Source organism: Desulfitobacterium sp. LBE (assembly GCF_007830365.1).
Lineage (GTDB): Bacteria > Bacillota > Desulfitobacteriia > Desulfitobacteriales > Desulfitobacteriaceae > Desulfitobacterium > Desulfitobacterium hafniense.
In genome coordinates, this window is sequence record NZ_VLKD01000001.1 from 4,901,459 (window position 1) to 4,923,937 (window position 22,479).

General features: G+C 44.2%; 19 protein-coding genes, 1 pseudogene and 2 CRISPR repeat arrays. Of the genes and pseudogenes, 19 read left to right on the top strand and 1 reads right to left on the bottom strand.

Going from position 1 to position 22,479, the window contains the following annotated elements; all coding sequences use genetic code 11:
* The first annotated feature begins 101 nt into the window (after window positions 1-101).
* On the top strand, window positions 102-656 hold the full coding sequence (locus DESLBE_RS23090) for a hypothetical protein (RefSeq protein ID WP_144678335.1): 555 nt from the start codon (window positions 102-104) through the stop codon (window positions 654-656).
* 21 nt (window positions 657-677) lie between these two features.
* On the opposite strand, the pseudogene DESLBE_RS23095 reads toward DESLBE_RS23090, so the two are convergent.
* A pseudogene (locus DESLBE_RS23095) lies at window positions 678-2,239 on the bottom strand (IS3 family transposase).
* A gap of 105 nt (window positions 2,240-2,344) precedes the next feature.
* Between DESLBE_RS23095 and DESLBE_RS23100 the strand changes: the two are divergent.
* The 18 genes from DESLBE_RS23100 to DESLBE_RS23185 all read left to right on the top strand — a co-directional run bounded on the left by DESLBE_RS23100 (window position 2,345) and on the right by DESLBE_RS23185 (window position 22,090).
* A complete protein-coding gene (locus tag DESLBE_RS23100) occupies window positions 2,345-2,776 on the top strand; it encodes a hypothetical protein (RefSeq protein ID WP_207706458.1) in 432 nt (143 codons plus the stop codon).
* 940 nt (window positions 2,777-3,716) lie between these two features.
* Window positions 3,717-5,084 carry an ATP-binding protein gene (locus DESLBE_RS23105; RefSeq protein WP_144678337.1) on the top strand — a complete coding sequence of 456 codons (1,368 nt, stop codon included), beginning with the start codon at window positions 3,717-3,719 and terminating at the stop codon, window positions 5,082-5,084.
* A 599-nt stretch (window positions 5,085-5,683) separates the two neighbouring features.
* A complete protein-coding gene (locus DESLBE_RS23110; RefSeq protein WP_144678338.1) occupies window positions 5,684-6,205 on the top strand; it encodes a hypothetical protein in 522 nt (173 codons plus the stop codon).
* 43 nt (window positions 6,206-6,248) lie between these two features.
* Window positions 6,249-6,431: a hypothetical protein gene (locus DESLBE_RS23115; RefSeq protein ID WP_144678339.1), complete on the top strand. Its 183-nt coding sequence runs from the start codon at window positions 6,249-6,251 to the stop codon at window positions 6,429-6,431.
* The gene (locus DESLBE_RS23120; RefSeq protein ID WP_144678340.1) at window positions 6,428-6,604 is read left to right on the top strand and encodes a DUF45 domain-containing protein; all 177 of its coding nucleotides are present in this window, start codon (window positions 6,428-6,430) and stop codon (window positions 6,602-6,604) included. The genes DESLBE_RS23115 and DESLBE_RS23120 overlap by 4 nt, the downstream gene beginning before the upstream one ends.
* 53 nt (window positions 6,605-6,657) lie before the next feature.
* Entirely contained in the window at window positions 6,658-7,740 is a 1,083-nt protein-coding gene (locus DESLBE_RS23125; RefSeq protein ID WP_144678341.1) for a hypothetical protein, read from the top strand.
* Window positions 7,741-10,008 (top strand): ThiF family adenylyltransferase, encoded by a 2,268-nt coding sequence (locus tag DESLBE_RS23130; protein ID WP_144678342.1) that lies wholly within the window; start codon window positions 7,741-7,743, stop codon window positions 10,006-10,008. It begins immediately after the preceding gene.
* Window positions 10,009-10,658: 650 nt separating this feature from the next.
* Complete coding sequence (locus DESLBE_RS26720) at window positions 10,659-10,826, top strand: hypothetical protein (RefSeq protein ID WP_172625487.1); 168 nt, start codon at window positions 10,659-10,661, stop codon at window positions 10,824-10,826.
* Between the two features lie 383 nt (window positions 10,827-11,209).
* The gene (locus tag DESLBE_RS23140; RefSeq protein WP_072772872.1) at window positions 11,210-11,500 is read left to right on the top strand and encodes a nucleotidyltransferase family protein; all 291 of its coding nucleotides are present in this window, start codon (window positions 11,210-11,212) and stop codon (window positions 11,498-11,500) included.
* Window positions 11,497-11,694 carry a HepT-like ribonuclease domain-containing protein gene (locus DESLBE_RS23145; RefSeq protein ID WP_051085549.1) on the top strand — a complete coding sequence of 66 codons (198 nt, stop codon included), beginning with the start codon at window positions 11,497-11,499 and terminating at the stop codon, window positions 11,692-11,694. The genes DESLBE_RS23140 and DESLBE_RS23145 overlap by 4 nt, the downstream gene beginning before the upstream one ends.
* Before the next feature lie 231 nt (window positions 11,695-11,925).
* Window positions 11,926-12,456, top strand: coding sequence for a GNAT family N-acetyltransferase (locus tag DESLBE_RS23150; RefSeq protein ID WP_144678343.1), 531 nt, complete (start codon window positions 11,926-11,928; stop codon window positions 12,454-12,456).
* Between the two features lie 627 nt (window positions 12,457-13,083).
* Window positions 13,084-13,824, top strand: a complete 741-nt coding sequence (cas6, locus tag DESLBE_RS23155; RefSeq protein ID WP_035249505.1) for a CRISPR-associated endoribonuclease Cas6 — start codon at window positions 13,084-13,086, stop codon at window positions 13,822-13,824.
* 408 nt (window positions 13,825-14,232) lie between these two features.
* A CRISPR array of direct repeats spans window positions 14,233-14,862; the repeat unit is 30 nt; unit sequence GTTGTTAGCTTACCTATGAGGGATTGAAAC.
* Between the two features lie 482 nt (window positions 14,863-15,344).
* Window positions 15,345-15,644 (top strand): nucleotidyltransferase domain-containing protein, encoded by a 300-nt coding sequence (locus tag DESLBE_RS23160; protein WP_172625488.1) that lies wholly within the window; start codon window positions 15,345-15,347, stop codon window positions 15,642-15,644.
* Window positions 15,634-15,978, top strand: coding sequence for a HepT-like ribonuclease domain-containing protein (locus DESLBE_RS23165; protein ID WP_144678345.1), 345 nt, complete (start codon window positions 15,634-15,636; stop codon window positions 15,976-15,978). The genes DESLBE_RS23160 and DESLBE_RS23165 overlap by 11 nt, the downstream gene beginning before the upstream one ends.
* A gap of 155 nt (window positions 15,979-16,133) precedes the next feature.
* Complete coding sequence (locus tag DESLBE_RS23170; RefSeq protein ID WP_144678346.1) at window positions 16,134-18,191, top strand: hypothetical protein; 2,058 nt, start codon at window positions 16,134-16,136, stop codon at window positions 18,189-18,191.
* The gene (locus DESLBE_RS23175) at window positions 18,184-19,134 is read left to right on the top strand and encodes a type I CRISPR-associated protein Cas7 (protein WP_144678347.1); all 951 of its coding nucleotides are present in this window, start codon (window positions 18,184-18,186) and stop codon (window positions 19,132-19,134) included. The genes DESLBE_RS23170 and DESLBE_RS23175 overlap by 8 nt, the downstream gene beginning before the upstream one ends.
* Before the next feature lie 43 nt (window positions 19,135-19,177).
* Complete coding sequence (gene cas5 / locus DESLBE_RS23180; RefSeq protein ID WP_018212753.1) at window positions 19,178-19,873, top strand: CRISPR-associated protein Cas5; 696 nt, start codon at window positions 19,178-19,180, stop codon at window positions 19,871-19,873.
* A 186-nt stretch (window positions 19,874-20,059) separates the two neighbouring features.
* Window positions 20,060-21,672: a CRISPR direct-repeat array (repeat unit 30 nt; unit sequence GTTGTTAGCTTACCTATGAGGGATTGAAAC).
* Between the two features lie 184 nt (window positions 21,673-21,856).
* Window positions 21,857-22,090 carry a hypothetical protein gene (locus DESLBE_RS23185; protein WP_018212757.1) on the top strand — a complete coding sequence of 78 codons (234 nt, stop codon included), beginning with the start codon at window positions 21,857-21,859 and terminating at the stop codon, window positions 22,088-22,090.
* Window positions 22,091-22,479 lie beyond the last annotated feature (389 nt).

Genomic DNA, 22,479 nt, shown 5'->3' on the forward strand with positions numbered 1-22,479 from the left:
TTGAAAGGGTATAAGAAATGATCTGTATATATTACAAGGAGTCATTACCATGCACATCGCAAGAACATATAATTCCGGCTGCATTAGGTGGCATAACTAAATTGCCGGTAGGGGTTGTTTCTGACAAAGCAAATGCAAAGTTTTCTCCTATCGAATTGTCTGTATTACGAAGCAGTTTTTTAGCTGTCAACAGGGAAAATGTTGGTCCGGGAAAACGGGGCTCTTTAAATGTGAAAAAAATCAAGGCACCTCAAATTCGTGTATTACAAGATTATACAATGGAGATTGACAGCTATAAACTTGGATTTGCTTTTGCGGGGCAAACTTATATGATTCCGCAACTTATGATAGATATTGATGATAACAATAATTCTTATGTGCCACTTTTTTTAGCTACACAGTTAGAAGGAGAGGGCAGAGAGTTACTTATAAACTTCAAGGAAAGGCTTATCGACTTTCTATCTGATTCACATAGAGTTTTTTCTTTACTAGATATGCCATTTGAAACGTCAAAGCATTTCATACTTATTGGTGAATATAAAAATAAATGGTTTGCGGCAACTTCTCACAAAGTGGTAAATATGGATTGGCTCTCTTTTTTTATGCTAGATGATATAAAAAGCATTAACGGTGTTTGTCAACATAGTTGTCGCTAAACCCCAAGATTCACATATAAGTTAAGGGAATTTCTTCTCCTTAATATTTTCAGGTTTAATACTCTCTGGATTGAGCCATACCTCTTGCTTCAAACTCCAATTGCGAACATCACGCGACCAGCGCTCCGGATGGGCCGCCTTAGCTGCTTCATAGAGTTTATGTCGCCTTTCGAGAATAGTTTGGTCCATTCCAGTGTGTCGTTGATGCGGTGTTAAGAACTTCAGACCACTATGTCTATGTTCGAGGTTATACCACCGCACAAAATCGAATACCCATGTTCTTGCCTGGGTCAAATCAGCAAATCCTGCTGAAGGATAATTCGGCCGATACTTGCAGGTTTTGAAAATAGATTCTGCGTAGGGATTATCATTACTCACCCGAGGACGGCTCCTTGAGGGAGTGATCCCAAGTTGATACAAGGTCTCTAATAGGGAGGCTCCTTTCATTGGACTCCCATTGTCAGAATGGAGAATAAGCGGCTTTAACGGCACGGAACGTTGCTCTGACAAGGCGGCACGCCGCACCAATTGACTCGCGTTTTCAGCGGATTCTTCCACCCAGATATCCCACGCAACGATTTTGCGGCTAAACAAATCCAGAATTAAATAAAGATAGAAGTAAATGCCTCTAGCAGGACCGGGTAACCATGTTATATCCCACATCCAGACCTGATTTGGTCCAGTAGCACAATGAGTTGAAATAGGTTTACTAATGGGAGCTTTACTACGACCCCGATGATGCTGGAGATTATGATGCCTTAAGGTGCGGTAGAATGTCGATTCGGATGCTATGTAGATTCCTTGATCTGCGAGCATTGGAACAATCTGACTGGGTGGAAGACTCTGATATTCCGGTTGATTCACAACAGAGACAATTTCTCGGGTTTCTTCTTGAGTTAGCTTATTCCGCGGAGAAGGCCGCTTGACAAAAGGTCGTTGATCCTCTAGAGGAGTTGTTTCACTTCTCCAACGTTGTAAAGTGCGTCGACTTATCCCCAATTCATTGCAAGCCATCGTTTCTCTGGCACCGGCCTGAGTGGCTTCTTTAATCAGCATGATGGCCTTTTTGCGATCCGAGGCGCTGATCAAGCGTCCTCGCTGTCCCCCCAAATCGCATTTGCCTTTTTTCTTAGAACTAACAAGGCTGCAGTCTCCGCAAGAGCTGATTCCTTACGACGAAGCTCCTGCTCCAATTTCTTAATCTCTCGTTCTCTCTCTCGCAGATCTTTCTGAAGACGTGACGCTTCTTGGGCAACTCCTCCATTGGCCTGCATACAGGCATCACGCCAAGCTTGAACCTGTTCAACATATAGCCCTTTGCCCCGGCAGTACTCAGCCATTTCCACTTCACTAAGGAGAGCAGTCTCCATGACAATCAGGAACTTATCTTGAGTGCTCCAACGCTCAACTTCCTGTTCCCCGCCGGGAACAGCCATACCCTTGGCTCTAGCTTGTCTTCTCCACACATGCAGGGTGGCTTCTGATAAACCAGTTTCCCTTGCAATTGCACTGACGGATTGATTCTGTGGTGGCATCATCTTTAACATAATTGAATGCTTAAATTCATCGCTATACTTTGCCATTGTTCTCCTCCTCCGAGTTCTCTTAACTCACTATACTTCTCTCGGAGGCCTATGACAACTATGCTAACATAGGGGGTTAACTTGGAGGGGAGTTTGCCCCAAACAATGTCAAATATTAAACAACACTATAAATGGGGATTCCCAGTTGATACAAACTCATACTGTTTCCTGTACCTGAAAACTGCATTCAATACCTGTGCATATTATATTGGAGAAGAAAAGATTCTCGAACAGTGCTTTGATCCAATTCGATACGCTATTCTAGAAAATACTAATTGTGATGATCGTATTGAAAGTCTCGATATGCTTACAATTTGGAGAGGGGCTTTTGAAAAAATTCCCGATAAAGGTCATTACGTGATTATTGAATCGACACATCAAGGAGTAACTGCATATGTGGGATTTTATTCTGAGCGTATTTGCGGGAAAATGCTGTTATCTTCACAACCAATTGGTAACTACTTTACAAATATGTTGATCTGTGATTGGCAACATCGCAACGAATATACTATATGCTTAACCAATAATATAGGCTGATAGAATGCCTTTGGTATCATTTGTTATTTGTTGCTTCCGGTATGTTTGTGATTGAAAAGAAGACATAAGTAAAAACTCAAATGACCAATTGTCCGGAAAAATAGGACAGTTGGTGAGTCTTTATGAACTACTCGAAATTCCCGAATAGCTGCCGACAAGGGGCTATCAGCTTCAGGCGGCATCTTTTTTGTCACCACAAGGCACGTTGATAGTATAATAATGACGACATCTAGTGGTTGAAAGGGCAAATGAGACGGTTCAGACACCATATATAGCGTTTATGGAGCGAAAATTGAAAAAGTGTATTTTTCGACCCATTTTTTTAACCTATATATTAATTATTTTAGCTGAGCGTATAAATATCGATATCTGTGAAGCGCTGCAGGTATTTTTGAGAAAAAAAGAAAAACCGCTGGTCGATTAAACAATGCAGTCTTACAGTATAGGATGATCATTAATGACAAAAAACCTAAAGGCATCGGGATGAAATTCTAATGCCTTTTTTATGCTTCTCTGATCTGACGGTCGATCTCGAAACCCTCTTCGAGGATAGTTAGCATTAAAAGGCTTATTTTTACTGTGACTGAGATGCACGAGCCAGGAGTCTATATGACTAGAAAGCGCAGAAGTAGGGATATAATGTGATATACACTAATGCTGCTTATTCATTCAGCAGGTTAATAGAGCATTTCAAATCATAGGGTATAAATCTATGGCGGGGGATGGAATCGGGACCATTACCTTGACTTTGGTAGCCAAGCTAAAAAGATCTGTGGAATTAAATTTGGCCAACCCTATTGACACTATCATTATCCTATGGCAAACTGAGTCTAGTTAAAACGGTGATGGCGTATTAACTTGAATTATTATTAAAGAAATCACAATTGATACTTCTGGATAAGTGATAATAATCGGATTATCTGGAACGTGGAGGAATATTATGTTATTAGAATTCTCTGTTGAAAACTTTGCCGCAATAGGTAAAAGGCAGAGTATTAATCTTATCACTGGAAAGGCAAGGGGTAAGCCTGGTCATCTTCTTAAGGCATACAAACAAGCAGTTTTAAAATTTACATCAATCTATGGTGGAAATGCTGCGGGAAAGTCTACAATTATTAAAGCCATGCACTTTGGAAAAGAAATGATTTTGAACGGCTGCTTGGACAAGCGGTTTATGTCAGTGAATAAGTCAGATGAAGTATGGGTTAAAAAACCAACGGAATTTATATACACTGTCTTTGTTAATAAAAAGGTGTACGAATACGGCTTTACGTTGTCTTGGCATGAGGAAAAAATCGTTAAAGAGTGGCTTAGTGAAAAAAACTCCAGATTAGAGCAGAAGTTAATTTTCATAAGAGATTTTACACAGCAGCACTTTGAGCTTGCAATAAAAGCCAAAAACCCTGAAATTGATAGGCGCCTGTCAATTTATTTTTCTGACGCTTCAACTGAAGAAAACACTTTGTTTTTAAAAGAGATTAATTTTAAAAAAGGTAATCTATTTGAATCTGATCCGTCGTTACAATATTTTAAATCTCTCTATCGCTGGTTCCTAACAAAGATGAAATTTGTTTACCCAAATAGCAACTCAGACTTAGGTAGATATAGTTTTTTAAATTATCCTGAAAACAATGAAAAGCTGTATGATTGCTTGTTGCAACTTGATATCCCCATCGACAAAATGTCATATGTAGACATTTCCATTGAGCAAGCATTTAAAGATGCGCCAGCCTCAATGGTAGAGGAAATTGAGACTCATTTCAAAGAAATGTACCAACGGAAGGAAAATCAAGAGGGCGAACCGATTTCAGTAACTATGCGTTTGGAGGACAACTACTACATTATTGAGGCGAACGCAGATGGCTTTCAAAGTATTAAAACCATACAATTCTCTCATGGTAAGTATGGACAATATGAGTTTAAAGAAGAATCCGACGGGACTAAGCGAATTCTAGAGTTATTAGAAATGATAACATCACCTGAAAAAGATGTTACGTACATCGTGGATGAAATTGATAGAAGCTTACATCCGTTGTTGACTGAACAACTTGTATCAATGTACCTAAATCCTGAAACTCCTAATCACAATCAGCTTATCATCACTACACATGAATCCCGTCTTTTGAATTTAAGGAAATTGCGGAAGGATGAGATTTACTTTGCCACAAATCGTAATGGTGAATCTGAATTTATCAGGTTAGATGAGTTTGAAAGTGGAGAATCTCGTTCTGATTTAAATATAGAGCTAGCATATTTAAATGGACGGTACAATGGTATTCCGACCATTGTCAAATATGAAGATAATTAAGGGGGGTGTGACTTAATGACACACAACCAAATTTTATCTGTCTATTGCTCAAAAGAAGATTGCTTTATAATCTCAAAAGAAAAAAAGAAATCATTACCAGGAATCCATTTAGATACCACAGTTATGAAAACAAAACTATCTTTGAGAAAGATATGCTTGGATCAGAGAAAGCGGTACGTACTTCAAAAAGGTGACTATATTATTGCGATCGATCATCTAGCCACATGCATATTTGAAAAAGACTATGAAGCAGAAAATCTACTACACTTTGCATCACTAAATTTCTTTTTCGAATGGTTGGATGAGAACATTAGGAAGCGATCAATTTAAATGAGAGGGGGGATTATATTGATTGTAGAAAAAAGGCATTGATATCTACGGGAATAGATATCAATGCCTTCCCGACCGAAGTCAGGGGAAAGTTGAGTACAAGCTCTTTCTAACCGTTAGAATTGTATCATTTTTTCTCCTTGACCACAATAGTAATCAAAAACTATATTAACAAGGAGGAATTCGTTATTCATATTTCGCAGAAATTCAGGAGGCTGAAGATTAACGGTCATAAAGATATAGCTTTCATTGATATTTAAGGGGTTACGATGGAAACAAAAGTACCGTTCTACAATATAGTGAACATCTTCCTGCCAGGGCTAGTGCTGCTTGGTTCAAGCGTGTTGCTGTTCTTTGACGAGGTAAAGACACTTGTGCAATCTATCGCAAATCTTGGCAGTACCGGACTGGAAATTCTGGTCACGGTGTCGCTGTTCGCAATTGCCTACGAGGTCGGTTACATCATATTTCGGCTCGGCTCGGCGGCGATAGAGCCGTTGCTTAAAAAGATGTTCGGGTGGGCTGAATACAGCGATTTCATCGCCGCAGGGAAGACGAGCGAGAAAGCCCATGACAAACTTGAAATGCTGTCGCGGGAATACGGTTATGCGAGAACGCAAATCACGTTGTTCATCGCGCTTGCCGTTCTGACAGGCGTTCGGACGCAGTGGTGGTTTATGTTTGTCTGTATCCTCTGCGTAGGGTTATTCACTCTCACCGCTCGCGGACATATGAAAAAGACTCAGAAAGCCGTGAAACAATATCTCCCCGCAAGCTGCGGCGAAAGTTAGGCTTACAATGGCTAAACGAACACTACCTGCAGGGTGGCTTAGCGTGAAGTTGGAGAGTATAGCCGGTGAGTATAAGGCAAAAAACCGTGACTTTGTTCATACATTGGTGCTGACTAACTCTGCACAGAGCAGGATTATCCCGCAAACAGAACACTTCGACAAAGAGATAGCCGTGGAAGATAACATCGATGGCTACTTTGTCGTGAGAGATGGAGGGGAGAGGTGAAATATGAGTTAGAACGTAGGCGGGTTAAGAACATCAATCTGCGTATCCGCCCCGATTGCTCCGTGTATGTTTCGGCTAACAATGGTGTTCTCCAAAGTGCGATTGAGGCGTTTCTTTCCAAGAAAGCGGGCCACATTCTCAACGCTCTTGATAGTCGGATGGAAAGAATGTAAACACATACTTGAAAGCAGCAGCAATCTACCTGTACAGAAAGGGATTTGAAACTATGAGTCAGAAAATCACATTCTACCCGCTGGGAAACGCGGAAACCGTGCTGTTGGAACTCTCCAACGGCAAGAAAATGCTAATGGACTACGCCGCTATGCGCACAGACGAAGCCGGAGATAAACGGTACGATATCACGACCGCACTTAAAAAGCACAAGTCGTTCGATGTGGTGATGTTCAGCCACGCCCACGATGATCACGTTAAGGGTGCGAAAGACTTCTTTGAGTTTGACCACGCCGACAAATATAAGGGCGATGGGCGGGTGCAAATCAAGGAGCTTTGGGTGTCATCAGCGTTTGTGCTTGATTCAAATGTTTGCGAAGATGCCCGCGTGATACGGCAGGAAGCTCGGCACCGCTTGAAAAACGGCTATGGCATTAAAGTGTTCGCCGAGCCGGATAAGCTCGACCAATGGCTTGAGGATAATGGCTTGTCAACCGACGACAGCGAGAACTCCATTATACACGCTGGAACGCTACTGAAAAATGCAGACCACAGCTTAGGCGACGAACTTGAGGTGTTTGTTCATGCACCCTTTTCGGAAGACTCTGATGAGGTTGAAGACCGTAACGACCCGTCTATTGTCCTGCAACTGAGATTGGCGAATTTTTTACGCACAACAACTATCTTCATAACAGGCGATATACCGCACGAAATTCTCGACAAGATAGTCGAGCGTTCAGAGAACGGGGGGAATGAGAATTATCTCTACTGGGATATTTACGACATACCGCATCATTGTAGCCACACAGGTCTGGCTGACGAGCGTGGCGATAAGATTACCGAAACATCAGATAATATCAAGCGGCTCTTGTCCGATTATTCTCAGCAGAGCGCCGTAATGGTTGCGTCGTGCCGGGCATTCAGCGATGTCGGCAAGGACGACACTCAGCCCCCTCATTTTCAGGCAAGAGATGCCTACATAGAATATAGCGGCGGGAAAGAGTTTTTCGCAACGATGGAGTATCCCAATGAACGCAATCCTCAACCGCTTGTGTATGAAATTGATTTTCATGGTATAACCAGAAAAGTTATCGCGGTGAGTCCGATAATTACTTCACCGGCACCGAGGGCAGGCTAAATGGAAACCATTTCCATCAATCCGGCATACGAGCTAACGAAGCAGATACTGGCCGTATTAGGCTGCGGCGACCCGTATCGCGCTTCGTTGCGCAAATTTTGGCAAGACAGTAACGCTAGTGGCATGATTGATATTTTGGAACTTGATTATGAAATCGCCGGACTATGTCAGTATCCTGATTATGAAATCCGCCGAATCGAACCGATAACAATATCAGTTCAGGACGGAGAATTGCCGCAAGTTGATGTACGAGAAGACTTTCCGACAGTACCGCACCTTATGGTCAGTCGCGATGGCAAACAGCGGTATCTTTGTTATACCGATTTGTCGTATTCCGAAATAAGGTACAGACTCAATGGGCGGTTTATTGTAGAATGTATCAATGAATGGTTTGCAAAAACTGCCCGTGGTGAGCTTCATCGTGATGATCAACCTCTCGAGCCATTTTTCTACGGGACGCAAGATGTGATTATCGTCAACCCACGGCATATTAGCAGGAACTTTGCGAGATTCAGAGAAACTCATCAAAACGGAAGGCTTATGTTATGCCAAGTCTCTGATATTGCCGACCGCACAGGAACAAGTCTGTATGTAATTATCAGGTTGAGCTTACAGCCGAGTGCGGACAATATTATCCATCACCCACCGAACACGTTGCGTGAATTATTAGGGTGGTTTTCGGTCAAACAACTTGCGGAACAACTTTTAGGCGAGCTACGGTCAATTCTTAATATTCGGCATAAACCGAAAGAATTTCAAAGTCTATTCGCAAGCACGGCGGCACTGTTTAGCTGCCCCTGCATTATAACATTGAACATACCTCAAAGAAGAAAGCAATCTGGGACTGTCGAGCGGTCTGATTATCGTGTGTTTTTAACTGAAAGAAAGACATTTGGAGATGTTCTGCGTGACTTTGGAATCCAACGCGAAAGAACGAACGGGAATAAAAATAAGAAAGGTAAAGTTAGCAATAAGCCTATTGATACCGGAAAGAATAATTTGGGCGAGAACATAGGCATTCGTCAACTCGATCTTCATTGGGCAATTACGCCTACACTCGCCCAAATTTATAACGGCATCGGAGTCGGCTATAAGCACTTGAATTACGTTCTCGTCGGGGCGGGGGCTTTAGGTTCTCAGCTGTTTGAACATTGCCTGCGCTCTGGCTTTGGGAAATGGACAGTTATAGACAAAGACGTGGTGTTTCCGCATAACCTTGCCCGGCATATACTTGCCCTTAATTCAATCGGTCAACCAAAGGCAACAGCGTTGGAAAACTACGCCAAAACCATCCTTGAAGATGCAGAGGTTTCCTCTATTGTCGCAGATGTGCTCGACCCCACAAACGGCGAAGCTGTCGAGGCTCTTGATGCCGCCGATGTGATTGTGGATGTTTCCACATCTGTCGCAGTGGAACGTATGCTTGCGATGGATGTAAAATCAAAAGCTCGTCGTATTTCTTTGTTTTTAAACCCGTGCGGCAATTGTCTTGTTATGCTGTGCGAAGACGCAGAGCGAAAAGTTACGCTTGATCAATTGGAGATGCAGTTGAACTCAATACTGGCGGGGAAAGATGATTATGCGGAATACTACAGCCTCCCATCGACAATCGCGTATGCCACTTCGTGTCGCGACATTACCAGCAGAATTTCACAAGAGTACATTGCGCTCTCTGCCGCCGCCGCGAGCAAAGAGTTGAAGCGGGCTCAGGTAGCCGCATCCGCGAACATTGTGATATGGAGTATCAGCGATGATGGCATAGTTGCCGACAGGTATGATGGTGAACGATGGCATTCTGTTTCTTGTGGTGATTGGCGGGTTTTTATGCGCGGTTCATTACTGCAATCTCTGCAAACAAAGCGCACCGAGCGGCAGCCGAACGAAACAGGCGGAGTGCTCATCGGGCAGTATGATTTTTCTCGAAAAATAATCTACATAGCCGATATGATTTTTTCGCCGGATGACAGCATTGAAGCACCAACCTCATATATCCGCGGTTGTGAAAATCTGCCGGAACAGATTCAGCAAATAGCGAAACGAACTTACAACAGTTTTGGCTATGTCGGTGAATGGCACAGCCACCCCGGAAGTTGCACCGCGATGAGTTCTGTTGATGAAAGGCTACTCTGCACAATCAGCGAAGTAAACGAATCGGACTGTCTGCTCGGTTGTATGATAATCTGCGGCGGCGTTGATAACTTTTCCATTTACATTCATGAGAACAGCGCGACGCATTCAGCGATGTTTAAGTACATTTCGAAGTCGTAGCCAAATAAGAACTTCTAGAACATACTGTTTTACTGAGGACTACCTATCCGGGCCTTTTTTATAGTATATGTCTGCGGCTTCCGGCTCCAGATAACAAGGTGTTCTATAACTTAGCCAATATTCATGCTCCCTTGCATTTTCTTTCAAACAAGCTATAATTAGGAATAGGTGGAAATTAAAAAGTCGCCGTGACCTGAAAGTGTTGGCGCACTCTCAGGCACGAGCAGGTGTAAGGGCACCTACACGTAACAGTCCAGCTGTCCACGACGACATTCTTATTATACAATGCCGCCCCTTTCCGCACAAGCGAAGCGCCTGTGCCCGGGTGAAGCGAGTGTAATGAGGTGCCGGCAGGGAACAGAGCAGACTGTGCGGCTTCACGCAGCAGGAGATTCAGCCTATTCCTGACCCAGGCAGCGGAAAGGAATTGTTCGCATACGGTTATGCGGACCGCTTTTCTGTTCACAGCCGGTTTGTTTCCGGTTGAGTGGGGTTAGGTGTTTAGGATTCAGCAGATAACGAAGCATGGCACATGTGTAGGGTAAAAAAACCTCGCATGTGCTTTTTAATTTCCCCTATCAAAGCAGACGGCAGGACCGGGTCAGGACCCGGAGCCTTGCCGCTGCTTGAAATAGGGGGTATAGACGACAATGACGGACTATAAAAAGATGTATTTTCAACTGGCGGCTCAAGTCGCCGATGCCATGGATATCCTGCTTAGAGCACAGCAGGAGGGTGAGAAGGAATACATGGATGGGGAGCCGTTTCCTGAGGGGAAACTCATGGTCATTCCGGATGAAGGCTGTGAGTGTGAATAAGGAAATCTTGGCTCTGATTAGTAAAATGCCGGGAACCGGGTTTGTCCCCAAATGCGACAACGTTGTCGTGTTTGGGGACAGGTTTCTTGGACATGTTTGTGCCGGCCGTCCCTCGCACCAGTTTTTTTAAAGGAGCCTTCTTCCTGAAAAAATAGACCTCCCAGAAAAGAGGTCTAAAGATTGTTTTGAATCCGCTCCAGTTCAGCTACTATAAAATTAAAATCAAATTCAGGGATTTTTCCCATGAAACCATCTCCTTTGATTAATTGGCTTAAGTCTGATTTCATCAGAGGATCAGCAGGCTTGGCGGGCGGCGGGGAAGGTTTGATGGAGGCTTTATAATTGTGGAAAAATACGGTAAAATAGGCTTGGGGGGTGAAGCTATGCCGGCGATTAATGAGATTATGGCTAAACGTGACCAAATTCTGTCCACAGCAGCTCAATACAAGTTTTTTAATGTGAGGCTATTTGGTTCTGTACTGAGAGGGGAAGAAAAGACGGAAAGCGATATAGACTTTTTGGTTGAGTGCGGCGAGGATTGTTCTTTATTTGATTTAATCTCCCTTAAATATGATCTTGAAGAAATCCTGGGCAGAAAGATAGATGTGGTCACTCCCGATTCTGTTCATTGGACGTTAAAAGATAAGATTCTCCAGGAGGCCAGGCCTATATGAAAGATGACAAGGTCTATCTTCACAGTATTCTGGAGAGCATTGTAAAGATTGAAACATATACGAACTCAGGAAAAGAGGAATTCATGACATCAGGAATTATCCAGGATGCGGTGATTCGGAATCTTGAAATTATTGGTGAAGCGGCAAAGCGGGTTTCCCAAGGGCTTAAGGAACAAACGCCTGAAATTCCATAGAGGCAAATGGCCGGACTTCGTGATGTGTGATCCATGATTACATGGGCATTAGTTTAAACATTATAGGAATGTGGTGCGAAATGAGTTGCCACAGCTCAAACGAAAGATGGTGGAATGCTTGGAATAAGCACTGGATGATTTTGTTCAGTGCTTAATGCCATTTAGGGCTGGGCTATGAGAATGATGCAAACTCAATGCCCGATGGGCGATTATGTTTAGGGGGAGCAGGTAATGATTTATTTTGAGACGCCAAGGTTAATTTTTCGTGACTGGAAGGAACAGGATCTAAGGGAATTCAGAATGATGAATAAGGATTCAAGGGTGATGAGATATTTCCCCGAAACCCTTACAGAGCAGGAAACCGATTCACTCTATGAGAAGATTCGCGATGAACTCAGTTTGGGATATGGACTTTATGCTGTGGAAGCCAAAGACAATCATGAGTTTATCGGGTTTATAGGCTTTCATAGAGCAACATTTGAGGCGGCCTTTACTCCTTGTGTGGAAATAGGATGGCGGCTTAACTATGCGGCATGGGGAAATGGCTATGCTACTGAAGGGGCAAAAGCATGTTTGGACTATGGATTTAATACTCTGGGATTGGATAAAGTCTATAGTTTCACGGCGAAAGTTAATCTTCCATCGGAAAATGTGATGAAGAAGCTTGGTATGAAAAAGGTTATGGAATTTAAACACCCCCATGTTGCAGAGAACAGTCCTCTATCTGAACATGTTCTCTATATGTGTCAATTGAAAGGTTAGCTCACTTAAGGGTAAGTGGGGTTGCAGCTAGAATGGTGTCCGGCCTGCTGGTATAGGGTAATAAAATAGACGGAGGCAGGGCGGTTCAAGGGAGCGGAAGCAACTGTCTTAAAGGTATGGAGTGGCTTTATAACACAGGTCTGTCCGAAATTAGTAGGGGCGTACTGCTTTCGGACAGATACCTCCGGATATTGATTCTATGGCGGCTTCATAGTATACCGTATAGTTCACAAAACCGTATAGTCATACGGCCAAAGCCGGGAGGAAGACGGCTGAAAAGAATCAAGGTCCTGTCCTGTCTGATTCGGGATAGTTGGAATAGTTGAGAAGAAAGGCTTAAAGGATTGCTGTCTTTGATTTTAGTGTTCCATATGCTAACATTATCAGGAAGGGTAGGGGACGGGCTGATTTTAGAAGGGGATGGGTTAGGTTTAATTATGTGAATTTACCGTCGGTATGGAGTAAGGTAAGGATGCTCTGGGTCTTTAGTCTGCCTATGAGGGATTGAAACATCGTGGTCGTTGTCGGCGCGGTCTTTATGACGTTATGTTGTTAGCCTGCCTATGAGGAATTGAAACGTGGTTGTTAATTCAGGCCATACCGAGGAAGGATGGGGAGTGGCAGAAAATGAATTTAGAGATTTATTTTAAACCTTTGAGGGAACCGGTTGTATTGCCTATTCACTATAATTATTTGGTTCAGGCAGCGTTGTATAATTCCATTGATCAGGAGCTGGCGGCTTTTTTGCATGAGAAGGGCTATAGCGACGGAAACCGCGCCTTTAAGCTGTTTTGTTTTTCTTTAATCCAGGGTGTGTATCAAATGGATAGGGTGAATAAAAGGATTGCTTTTGAAGGAGAGCTGAAGTTGACGGTATCCTCTCCGTTGCAGGATTTTTGTCAGTCCCTGGTCAATGTGCTGCTTACAAAAGGGGTTATGCGCTTAGGGGCCCAGGAGCTGGAGATCGATAGAATAAGTGCCGGTCAGTATAAGGTGAGAGAAAATAAGGTTATGGTGAGAACCCTTTCCCCGGTGGTGCTGTACAGTACGCTGCTCAGACCGGATGGCAGGAAATATACGGTCTACTTTCAACCGGGGGAAACAGATTATAGCCGTTTATTCAATGAAAATTTGCGCAAGAAATACCGGGCTCTCTATGGATCAGAAGGACCGGAAGGGGAAGTGGAAATCCGACCGCTGGGAATACAAAGGATGAGGATCGTCAACTATAAAAACACGGTAATTAAAGGGTATGCCGGTAAGCTGTTTTTATCGGGGCCGAAAGAGCTGCTTCAATTGGCCGTCGATGGAGGAATAGGAAGTAAGAACAGCCAGGGATTCGGGTGTGTGGAGATTATCAATGGATAGTAAACATCGCCGTTGGGTCTGTCCGAAATAGGTACGCGCGTACCTATTTCGGACAGACCTTTTCATGGTAAAGTGATACTGGAGTTTGGTATTAAAGCGGTTACCTTTTTCAACAATCCCGGAATTTTGATTTTAATTTAATCTCTTCTTATGCTAATATTAGCATGAGAGATAGGGCTGATTTCGTTTTAGACAAACTAGCCGGTTTATTACTTCTACCACTAGATTAGGGGGAGGATAAAAGGCTAAGTTTTAATCGTAGCTCTTGTCGTCGATGTGCAGTGAGGTAAAAATGCCCGGGGATCGACGACAAAGAATATGGCTAAATAAGCGGGCTAAGAAGAGAAGTGCTGATTTGGTTAACTTTGGTCAATGGCTGTAATGGCTTATTTAATGCTGGTGAAATGGGTTGTTAGCTTACCTATGAGGGATTGAAACCTCAGTCTCGTACGGCTCCCCTGTGATGGTCTCAAACGTTGTTAGCTTACCTATGAGGGATTGAAACGAAACTTAGGTCAAGCTTCTCAGGTGACCGGGTTTAGTTGTTAGCTTACCTATGAGGGATTGAAACTAGAGCAGAGAACACAGTTTCCGCGTAAAGTATGCTAGTTGTTAGCTTACCTATGAGGGATTGAAACGGAAAACAATCACCGGTTACCGGGAGCAGTATTTTGTGTTGTTAGCTTACCTATGAGGGATTGAAACCCCTGCTGCTGGAGATGGGCTTAGGTTAGCAAAACGGGTTGTTAGCTTACCTATGAGGGATTGAAACTTAGATGTTTTGAACATAGCAAAAATTAAATACGAGTTGTTAGCTTACCTATGAGGGATTGAAACATATGTATACCTAATTCATCTGCTATTACTCGGATGTGATTAGCCTACCTATGAGGAATTGAAACGTTATTATCTCGCTAAGATAGGATTGCTTAATCCCCGTGTTGTTAGATTACCTATAAGGGATTGAAACTCGGATGTTGGAGAGTATTCCCCACCCAAAGGGAAAACGTTGTTAGCTTACCTATGAGGGATTGAAACCATGGATTCCAAGCCATTCTGAATAGTTGTAATACCGTGATTAACTTACCTATAAGTGACCTTTTCTCGATAAAACGGACACTCCAGAGTTAGCGATTCTCTCAGAATCGCAAGATTGCTTCTTTTTTCATCTTAGGTAAATACTCCAAGCTGCTCTCTCAGGGGTCAGCCCCTGAAACCCCGCCCCCGCCGGGTGGCAGAAGAACGGTCTTTAAACTGTTCTGAGGCATAAGTCTTGGCCATGTTAGCCAATCAAGGGCAAGGACTTCGTCTCGGCTGACGCCGCCCCTTGACAAGCATCTACCGAGTTGATAATCAGCATCACAGATAAATTTTTCAATGGTGTCAGGTGTGGCAACATTGCCGGGAAATTCTATATTAAGGGATTAAATATGGAGAATAAAAGCAGGCTATGATATACTGTTTCCATACAATGGATATTGAGGTCGATAGTGATAGTTTCATAACGGAGGATGATCACGATGTCAATGGACGTGGCAGAAATAAAAGATAAACTTTTCCCTATATTTGAGGCTGCCCCTATTTACCAGGCGATACTCTTCGGTTCTTTTGCTCAAAATAAGGCTACCGACAGCAGTGATGTGGATATTGTAATTGACAGCCGGGGAGAATTGTTAAATATCAAATTTTATGGGGTGCTGGAGGATATTACTCAGACGTTAGGGCGCAAAATAGATCTCTTTGAAATTTCCGAAATAAGGCCTGGTTCACCCATCGACCACGAGATTAGGCAGCAGGGAGTTTTGCTCTATGACCGATAAAGATAGAATCATTCTTCATAAGATTATGAATTATGTCCAGGAGATAATCGGGTATGTCGATAATATGGACTATAAACAGTTTGTGGGTGATCGTAAAACAATAGCTGCTTGTGCCTTTTGCATCGGACAAATTGGGGAGCTGGCAAAAGATATCAGCGCCGAGACACAAGAATTAAATCCTGAGATTGCTTGGAAAAGTATTCGAGGTATGCGCAATAAAATTGTTCATGATTATGAAAATGTCGACTTGGGGGTTTTATGGGGTACTATCAGGGAAAGCCTTCCCGAGCTGGTGCGACAGATAAATCAGCTCTTGGGAGAAAAGAGAACTTAATTTTTTGGCAAAAATAAATAGAAGTATATGCAGGAATTGGTATTATTTAGTCGAATGAAAACAAGGATAGGTAAAAACCTGTCCTTGTTTTCTGTATTTCTCAGTAGATGTTCAAATATTAGAACGGTTGAAGAAAACTACAAGAAGGTGATCCAATGCTAGCCGAAGCCATCATCCGCATCGGCCGTCCGATCAAAGACAGCGACATGCCTTGCCGGGACAAAATCCGGCTGTTGACCGATGTAAGCAGTGAAAATTGCAAGAATTTTTTCCGCCATGTCTTCCTGCTTGAGATCACGGAGAAGGATATCGGCTTTCAGCTGATGGAGGTAGGGGATAGGGAGACCAAGGAAAAGAAAGAAACCTTCCAAGTTAATCCTATAAGAAATGTGGCTTTTCCTATTTTCTATCCCAATGGGGGCAACCCCCTCCATGCCCAAGGCATTTATCCTCTCCCGTGTTATCTGGTGTACGACCCTCATATTAAAGCCATGAAGGATGAAGAGGCCTTTAAAAAAGAGTTTCTTCTTCCCCGCCTGGGCAAAACTTTAGGCTATCGGGATAGAACAGAGGCAAAGAGAGTTGCTTTGGCCGACCGGATTGCTGAATTATTAGCTGCTCGGGGGGCTGAACTGATCACTGAGGACAAGCAGCTGGGAGTCATGATGATCTTCGACCAAGAGCTGCCGATGTTTCATAGATATCAGGAAAAGAGAGGGAATGAACAGTCTTTGTGGATTGCCGAAAGCCCGCTGACTCCCGGAGCCCATCTCCATTTAGACGGGGAAGAGGTCCTGAGAAGAATTGGCCGGGCCAAGTTTTACGAGGCTGCTGAGTTGGGGAAAGAGAGGGATGCCCTGTCTACCTTCACCAATCGCAAGACGGATGAGGTGGTCTCCATCTACAACAAATCCTGGCTTTGGCTGTCTCCCACCTGGGAATCCCCCCGTTCCATCTATTGGAATGATGACGAATGGACCAAAGGTATTAAAGTGGACGAGGAAAGCTATGCCGCCTATTTATACGGAGTGCAATTCCTCAAAGAAATCCAGGTGCCTATTTCCAGTGCTGTTCTTAAAGAGATGTTTGCGCCTATCACCAGTGTGGAAGCGAAGAAGACAATGAGCATGGAAAGCTTTGAATCTATTTACGGCATTCCTTTGGTTCTGCCTCTGATGGACGGTGACTCCCGGCAACTTTTTGCCAAGTATCAAAGGCTGCTGAAAAAGCGCGACGAGAAGCAAAGCGACGGCGATCTGCAGCTTAAAGTGCTGGCAGGCATCGACAGGATCGTTCCGGAAATGGGAGATGAGCATCGCTTGACCATCCTCTATTATTCCGGTGATTTGTCCCGTGGCAATATGCATATTCGTGCCATGATCGAAGACGTGATCCCCAGTGTGGCCGGTCAGGTGGAAAAAATACTGTATCGGCTAAGCGCGCGGGAAACAGGCAAAATCCAGGAGGTCTTTGGAGTGAGGGAACAACCTGTCTATCGTACTCAGAACCTTCCGGCGCTGCTGGCCAATGTGTATGGTCCAGGCTATGTGTGGGAGAGTTTGCGGAGTGTTTTTCACAAGGAACCCCTCAGATTGGAGCGGCTGCACATGGCCACCGCCCGGAAGCTCAATGAATCGGCCAATAGGGAAGACCGGGGGCAAATGCTCCAGGAGCTGGTGTTCCATTATAGCTTTCTATATTTTTTAAAGGAATATGAAGAGAAGATTTTGCACAAGCAAGGGGGAGTGGGAACTTTGGCGGATTGGGATGAATTCAAAGCGTTGTATGCCCAGGGGAAGCTGGAGCTGAGTCATCTGGTCAAGGCAGAGCAATTGGGCTTTGCTGCCGGTTTATTGCTGAAGCAGTTTTCCAACTCGTATTACCAAAAGACGGGTAAGGATTTTCTCAAACAGCGGGTGATGAAATTCGGCAGCAAATTGACGCCGGCAATGATCTGGAAAAATGGCTTGCTGCGCTGCGAAGAGCTGGCCCAGCAATGGTCCATGAAGCTGGGGAGCAATTTCCGTCCTATGCTGGCTCAAACTCTGCTGGGGTTTTTGGAAAAGGAGCAGGAATTGATTCCGGAAAAGGATACCTTTATGACCGCTTTTTGGTCGGGCTATTTGCTCTATAAATCGGATAAGAACAACGATGGTGGAACTGGAAGTGATCCTGAAGTTAAGGAAGAGGATGGAGGCAGAGATAATGAATAGCGGCGAGATTTTGTTTGTCAAGTCGGTGAAGGATGGGATACCCAACCGGGACCCTTTGAATGACAGTGACGCCAGGCGGCTGTTTCCCGAAGAGGACGGGCGTATCTCTTTAAGCGATGTGAGCATTAAAAGAGATGTGCGGGATTTTGTGATTGCTCTGGAGCAGGACGGCGGTAAGGACCAGAAAAACCACATCTTTGTCCAGGAAAAGGTGAATGACAAAGGGAAGCTCCTTGGCCGGGGCAGTTTGGCGGAAGGAATTGCCAAAAGCGTGGGCAAAGAGAAAAAGGCCAAGGAAGACATGAAGAGTGTCCTGATTGAACATTGCTTTGATGTGCGCACCTTCGGTATCGTCTACTCGGTGAAGCCTAAGTTCAACCTTACCGGACCGGTTCAATTTGGGTGGGCCCACTCCCTTCACCCTGTGGACACCCAATATGTGCAAGGAACGGTGGTCATGCCCAGTATGGATTCCACCGCTGACGGAGAGGGAAAGACTCAGGGGACTATCTGGACCAGCTATACAGTGCCCTTTGCCGTGTTTGCCATGCCGGCGGTGATCAACGCCAAGGCGGCGGAGCATTCGGGAATGACTGCTGAGGATCAGGAATTGCTGCTCCGGGCGCTGTGGCAGGGCACTCAGCACCGCCAGGCCCGGGGAAGAGGACAGCAGCAGCCCCTGATATTGATCCATATTGAATATAGCGATCCCTTTTACCGGATCGGTTATCTGGAAGATCTGATCACCATGTCTCCCGATACCACGGCCTGGAAAGCTGCTGGAAAGCTGCCTTCATCTCTCCAGGATATTTCCTTCGATTTGACCCGGCTTTTAGCAGCTGTCGCAGAAAAGCAGGATAAGATAGCCCAATGCCGGATTTGGGCTCATCCGGGAGTGACCATCAGCGGAGATATCGCCCCCTGGCTGCAGCCTTTATGGTAAGCTGCGCTTATGAAGAACAACACTATACTAAAAGGAGAAGGTTATGAAAGGATTGGCATTTGATGTCCTGGGCACTGTAGGTCATTTCCGCCGCCCCGACACCACGGCAACCCAGCTGACCTATCCCTTTATTACACCTACAGCGGCCAAAGGGCTGGTGGGGGCGATTCTGGGGATTGAGGATTTTGTGACCACCGACCAGGTGGGTATTGAGCTGCTGCGTCCGGTGCGAACCGTAGCTCAGCAGATGTCCATGCTGGGGAAAGATCCGGGAAGCACCTTTAACCGTCCCACCACTATTGAATTGTTAGTCAATCCCGGCTATCGCATTTATTACACCGGGGAAGAGTATACGGAGCAGTTGCTGGATTTTCTCACTGGGGAAAGGGCGGTGTATACTACTTATTTAGGTACTGCCTATGCCCTGACTAAGCCGATACTCTATAGGGTCTACCCGGAAGTATCCTATCCGGTGGCGGAGGGAAAGGAAATTGAGATGAGGACAGTTGTACCTACGGCTCTTATCCGGGAGATCGTTCTCAAGGCGGATCGCTATTATTGCCGGGCAGGTGGGTATTTGTATGAGTATAAAGGGCAGCGGACCTTTGAGAAATCAGTGGATTTCCTTTATGAGAAAGACGGGAAGCCTATTGCGTTTATCCCTAAAAGTGATGGCCTGGATTCGCCTTTGGATCTCAGAGTGGCGCAGTTCGGAGAGGACTTGGTATGTCTTGTTTAATGGCCTTGGCTTAATGGGCGGAGATTATTTTGCTATATGAAATTGTCGTCGGTGTGTAGTAAGGTAAAAATGCCTGGAGACCGACGACAAGGACTATGGCTTAACAAGCAGCTTGTGGGGGAAAACGCGGATTCTCTGGGCTGAACTTGTTAAGCCATAAATGCTGATTGTATGCGGGTAAAATGGGTTGTTAGCTTACCTATGAGGGATTGAAACTCGGTGAGCTTAGTGTAAATGACCCCGCCATTGGTGGTTGTTAGCTTACCTATGAGGGATTGAAACTCTACCAAAAGGTACTAAGTGGCACCCTGAAGGGCGTCGTTGTTAGCTTACCTATGAGGGATTGAAACAAGATTCATCTAAGAGTATGAGTAACTTTGGGGCAGTTGTTAGCTTACCTATGAGGGATTGAAACAAACTCAAGGTTGAGCAGGACGAAGAATTTCTCTTTGTTGTTAGCTTACCTATGAGGGATTGAAACCGCGGATAATAGCGAATGGGCGATCCCTGTCAAAGGTTGTTAGCTTACCTATGAGGGATTGAAACAGTCGCTCCGTCAAGCCTCAGGCTTGGAAGGATTCCGTTGTTAGCTTACCTATGAGGGATTGAAACTCAATTCTGCCGATGACCTTATCTCTTGTATGGTTGAGTTGTTAGCTTACCTATGAGGGATTGAAACTCGGTATCTGGGCAGGAGTTGATGAATGACGCAAATGTTGTTAGCTTACCTATGAGGGATTGAAACTAGATTGTGTGGGCCTGAGCAGGATAACGGCCTCCGTTGTTAGCTTACCTATGAGGGATTGAAACGCCAGGATCCGACCGGTGCCAACGCAGAGGCGTACGGTTGTTAGCTTACCTATGAGGGATTGAAACATTTCATCGACCGGCGCGTCCTCGATACTCTCTTCGTTGTTAGCTTACCTATGAGGGATTGAAACCCCTCAAGGCTCCACTCGCGGTCCTCATCGGGTAGCGTTGTTAGCTTACCTATGAGGGATTGAAACCTGTCAAGTTTTTTCATCTCATTAAGATAATCTTGAAGTTGTTAGCTTACCTATGAGGGATTGAAACAGGGACTATAAGGACTTTTATAACGTGGCGCGGTCCATGGTTGTTAGCTTACCTATGAGGGATTGAAACCTGATTCGCATACTCTCCTTGGGTCTTTGCAAAGTGTTGTTAGCTTACCTATGAGGGATTGAAACCAAAATCGCCCGTATGAATCGCAAAGCCAAAAAACAGTTGTTAGCTTACCTATGAGGGATTGAAACATGGTATGGAGTAAGCTTTTTCCGCGGCTCTTAATTCGTTGTTAGCTTACCTATGAGGGATTGAAACTTAACCCATGATTTGACTTACTTGCTCTGAATCTGTTGTTAGCTTACCTATGAGGGATTGAAACGCTTGTAATACAATTGCTCCGGAGCGATGCCAGGCCGGTTGTTAGCTTACCTATGAGGAATTGAAACCGTCTAATAGATTAAGTTTTCGAACAAGACGCTGCGTTGTTAGCTTACCTATGAGGGATTGAACATATGTATACCTAATTCATCTGCTATTACTCGGATGTGATTAGCCTACCTATAAGGGATTGAAACCGCAATGGTGGAGAGTGTACTAATTGCGAGGTTTAGTTGTTAGCTTACCTATAAGGGATTGAAACCAAAAACCTTGCGCTTCCATGCTGCCCAGGAGGTAAAGTTGTTAGTTTACCTATAAGGAATTGAAACCTAAAAAGGACACAGAATCTTTGGAGGCTGAATACAGTTGTTAGCTTACCTATAAGGAATTGAAATATGAACTTGGTAGGGCTTTGTTTGATGTTCGTTATCTTGAAAAAAGTTTTAAGACCCTTGATAATTCCCTTAAGGCCTGTGAGCAGAGTTTAAAGAATATATGTAATACATTTCGCTGGCTGCAGCTCCTGGCATTGTATTACATATATCCTTGTGGTAACATAAAAATTAGGAGGGATAAGGCATGGATGATAAATTAGATTTGATTTTAGACAGATTAACGGCAATGGATAGGGGCTTAAAAGCTGAGATAGGTTCTTTAAAATCTGAGATAGGTTCTTTAAAATCTGAAACTCAGGCGATTAGTGAAAAAGTGGATATGACATGGAGAGCTATTCAGGAATTGAGGGATGATAAAACCGAGTTGAATGAACTTCGCAAGAGAATAGAAATTTTGGAATCAAAATTAGCAATGTAATACATACCCAGCTGGCAGCTCCGCGGCTGGCTTTTCTTTTTGTATTACAAATTCCTGCTGGGGCCAGGGGGGATTCCCCCCTGAAAACGAAACGAAGTGAGTTGTAGCCGACGAGATGTTTACATGTGGTGCTCGTTGTTAGCTTACCTATAAGGAATTAAAACGATCACTTAACAGACCTGATAGAAATTACAGTTGTTAGCAGCTTCTAAAAGCCGCAAAGAGCGGTTAATCAAATGCCACCTTGGTTAAAGAAAGCCCATCTTGCTGCTGCCAGTTGTTTGCCCAGGGATGGAGGCGAAACATTGGTACAAATTTTTACAAACAAGCCTTGCTCCACTTGCGCAGGCATTTCCGAAATGGCTTCTGGACTTGACAATATAAAATAA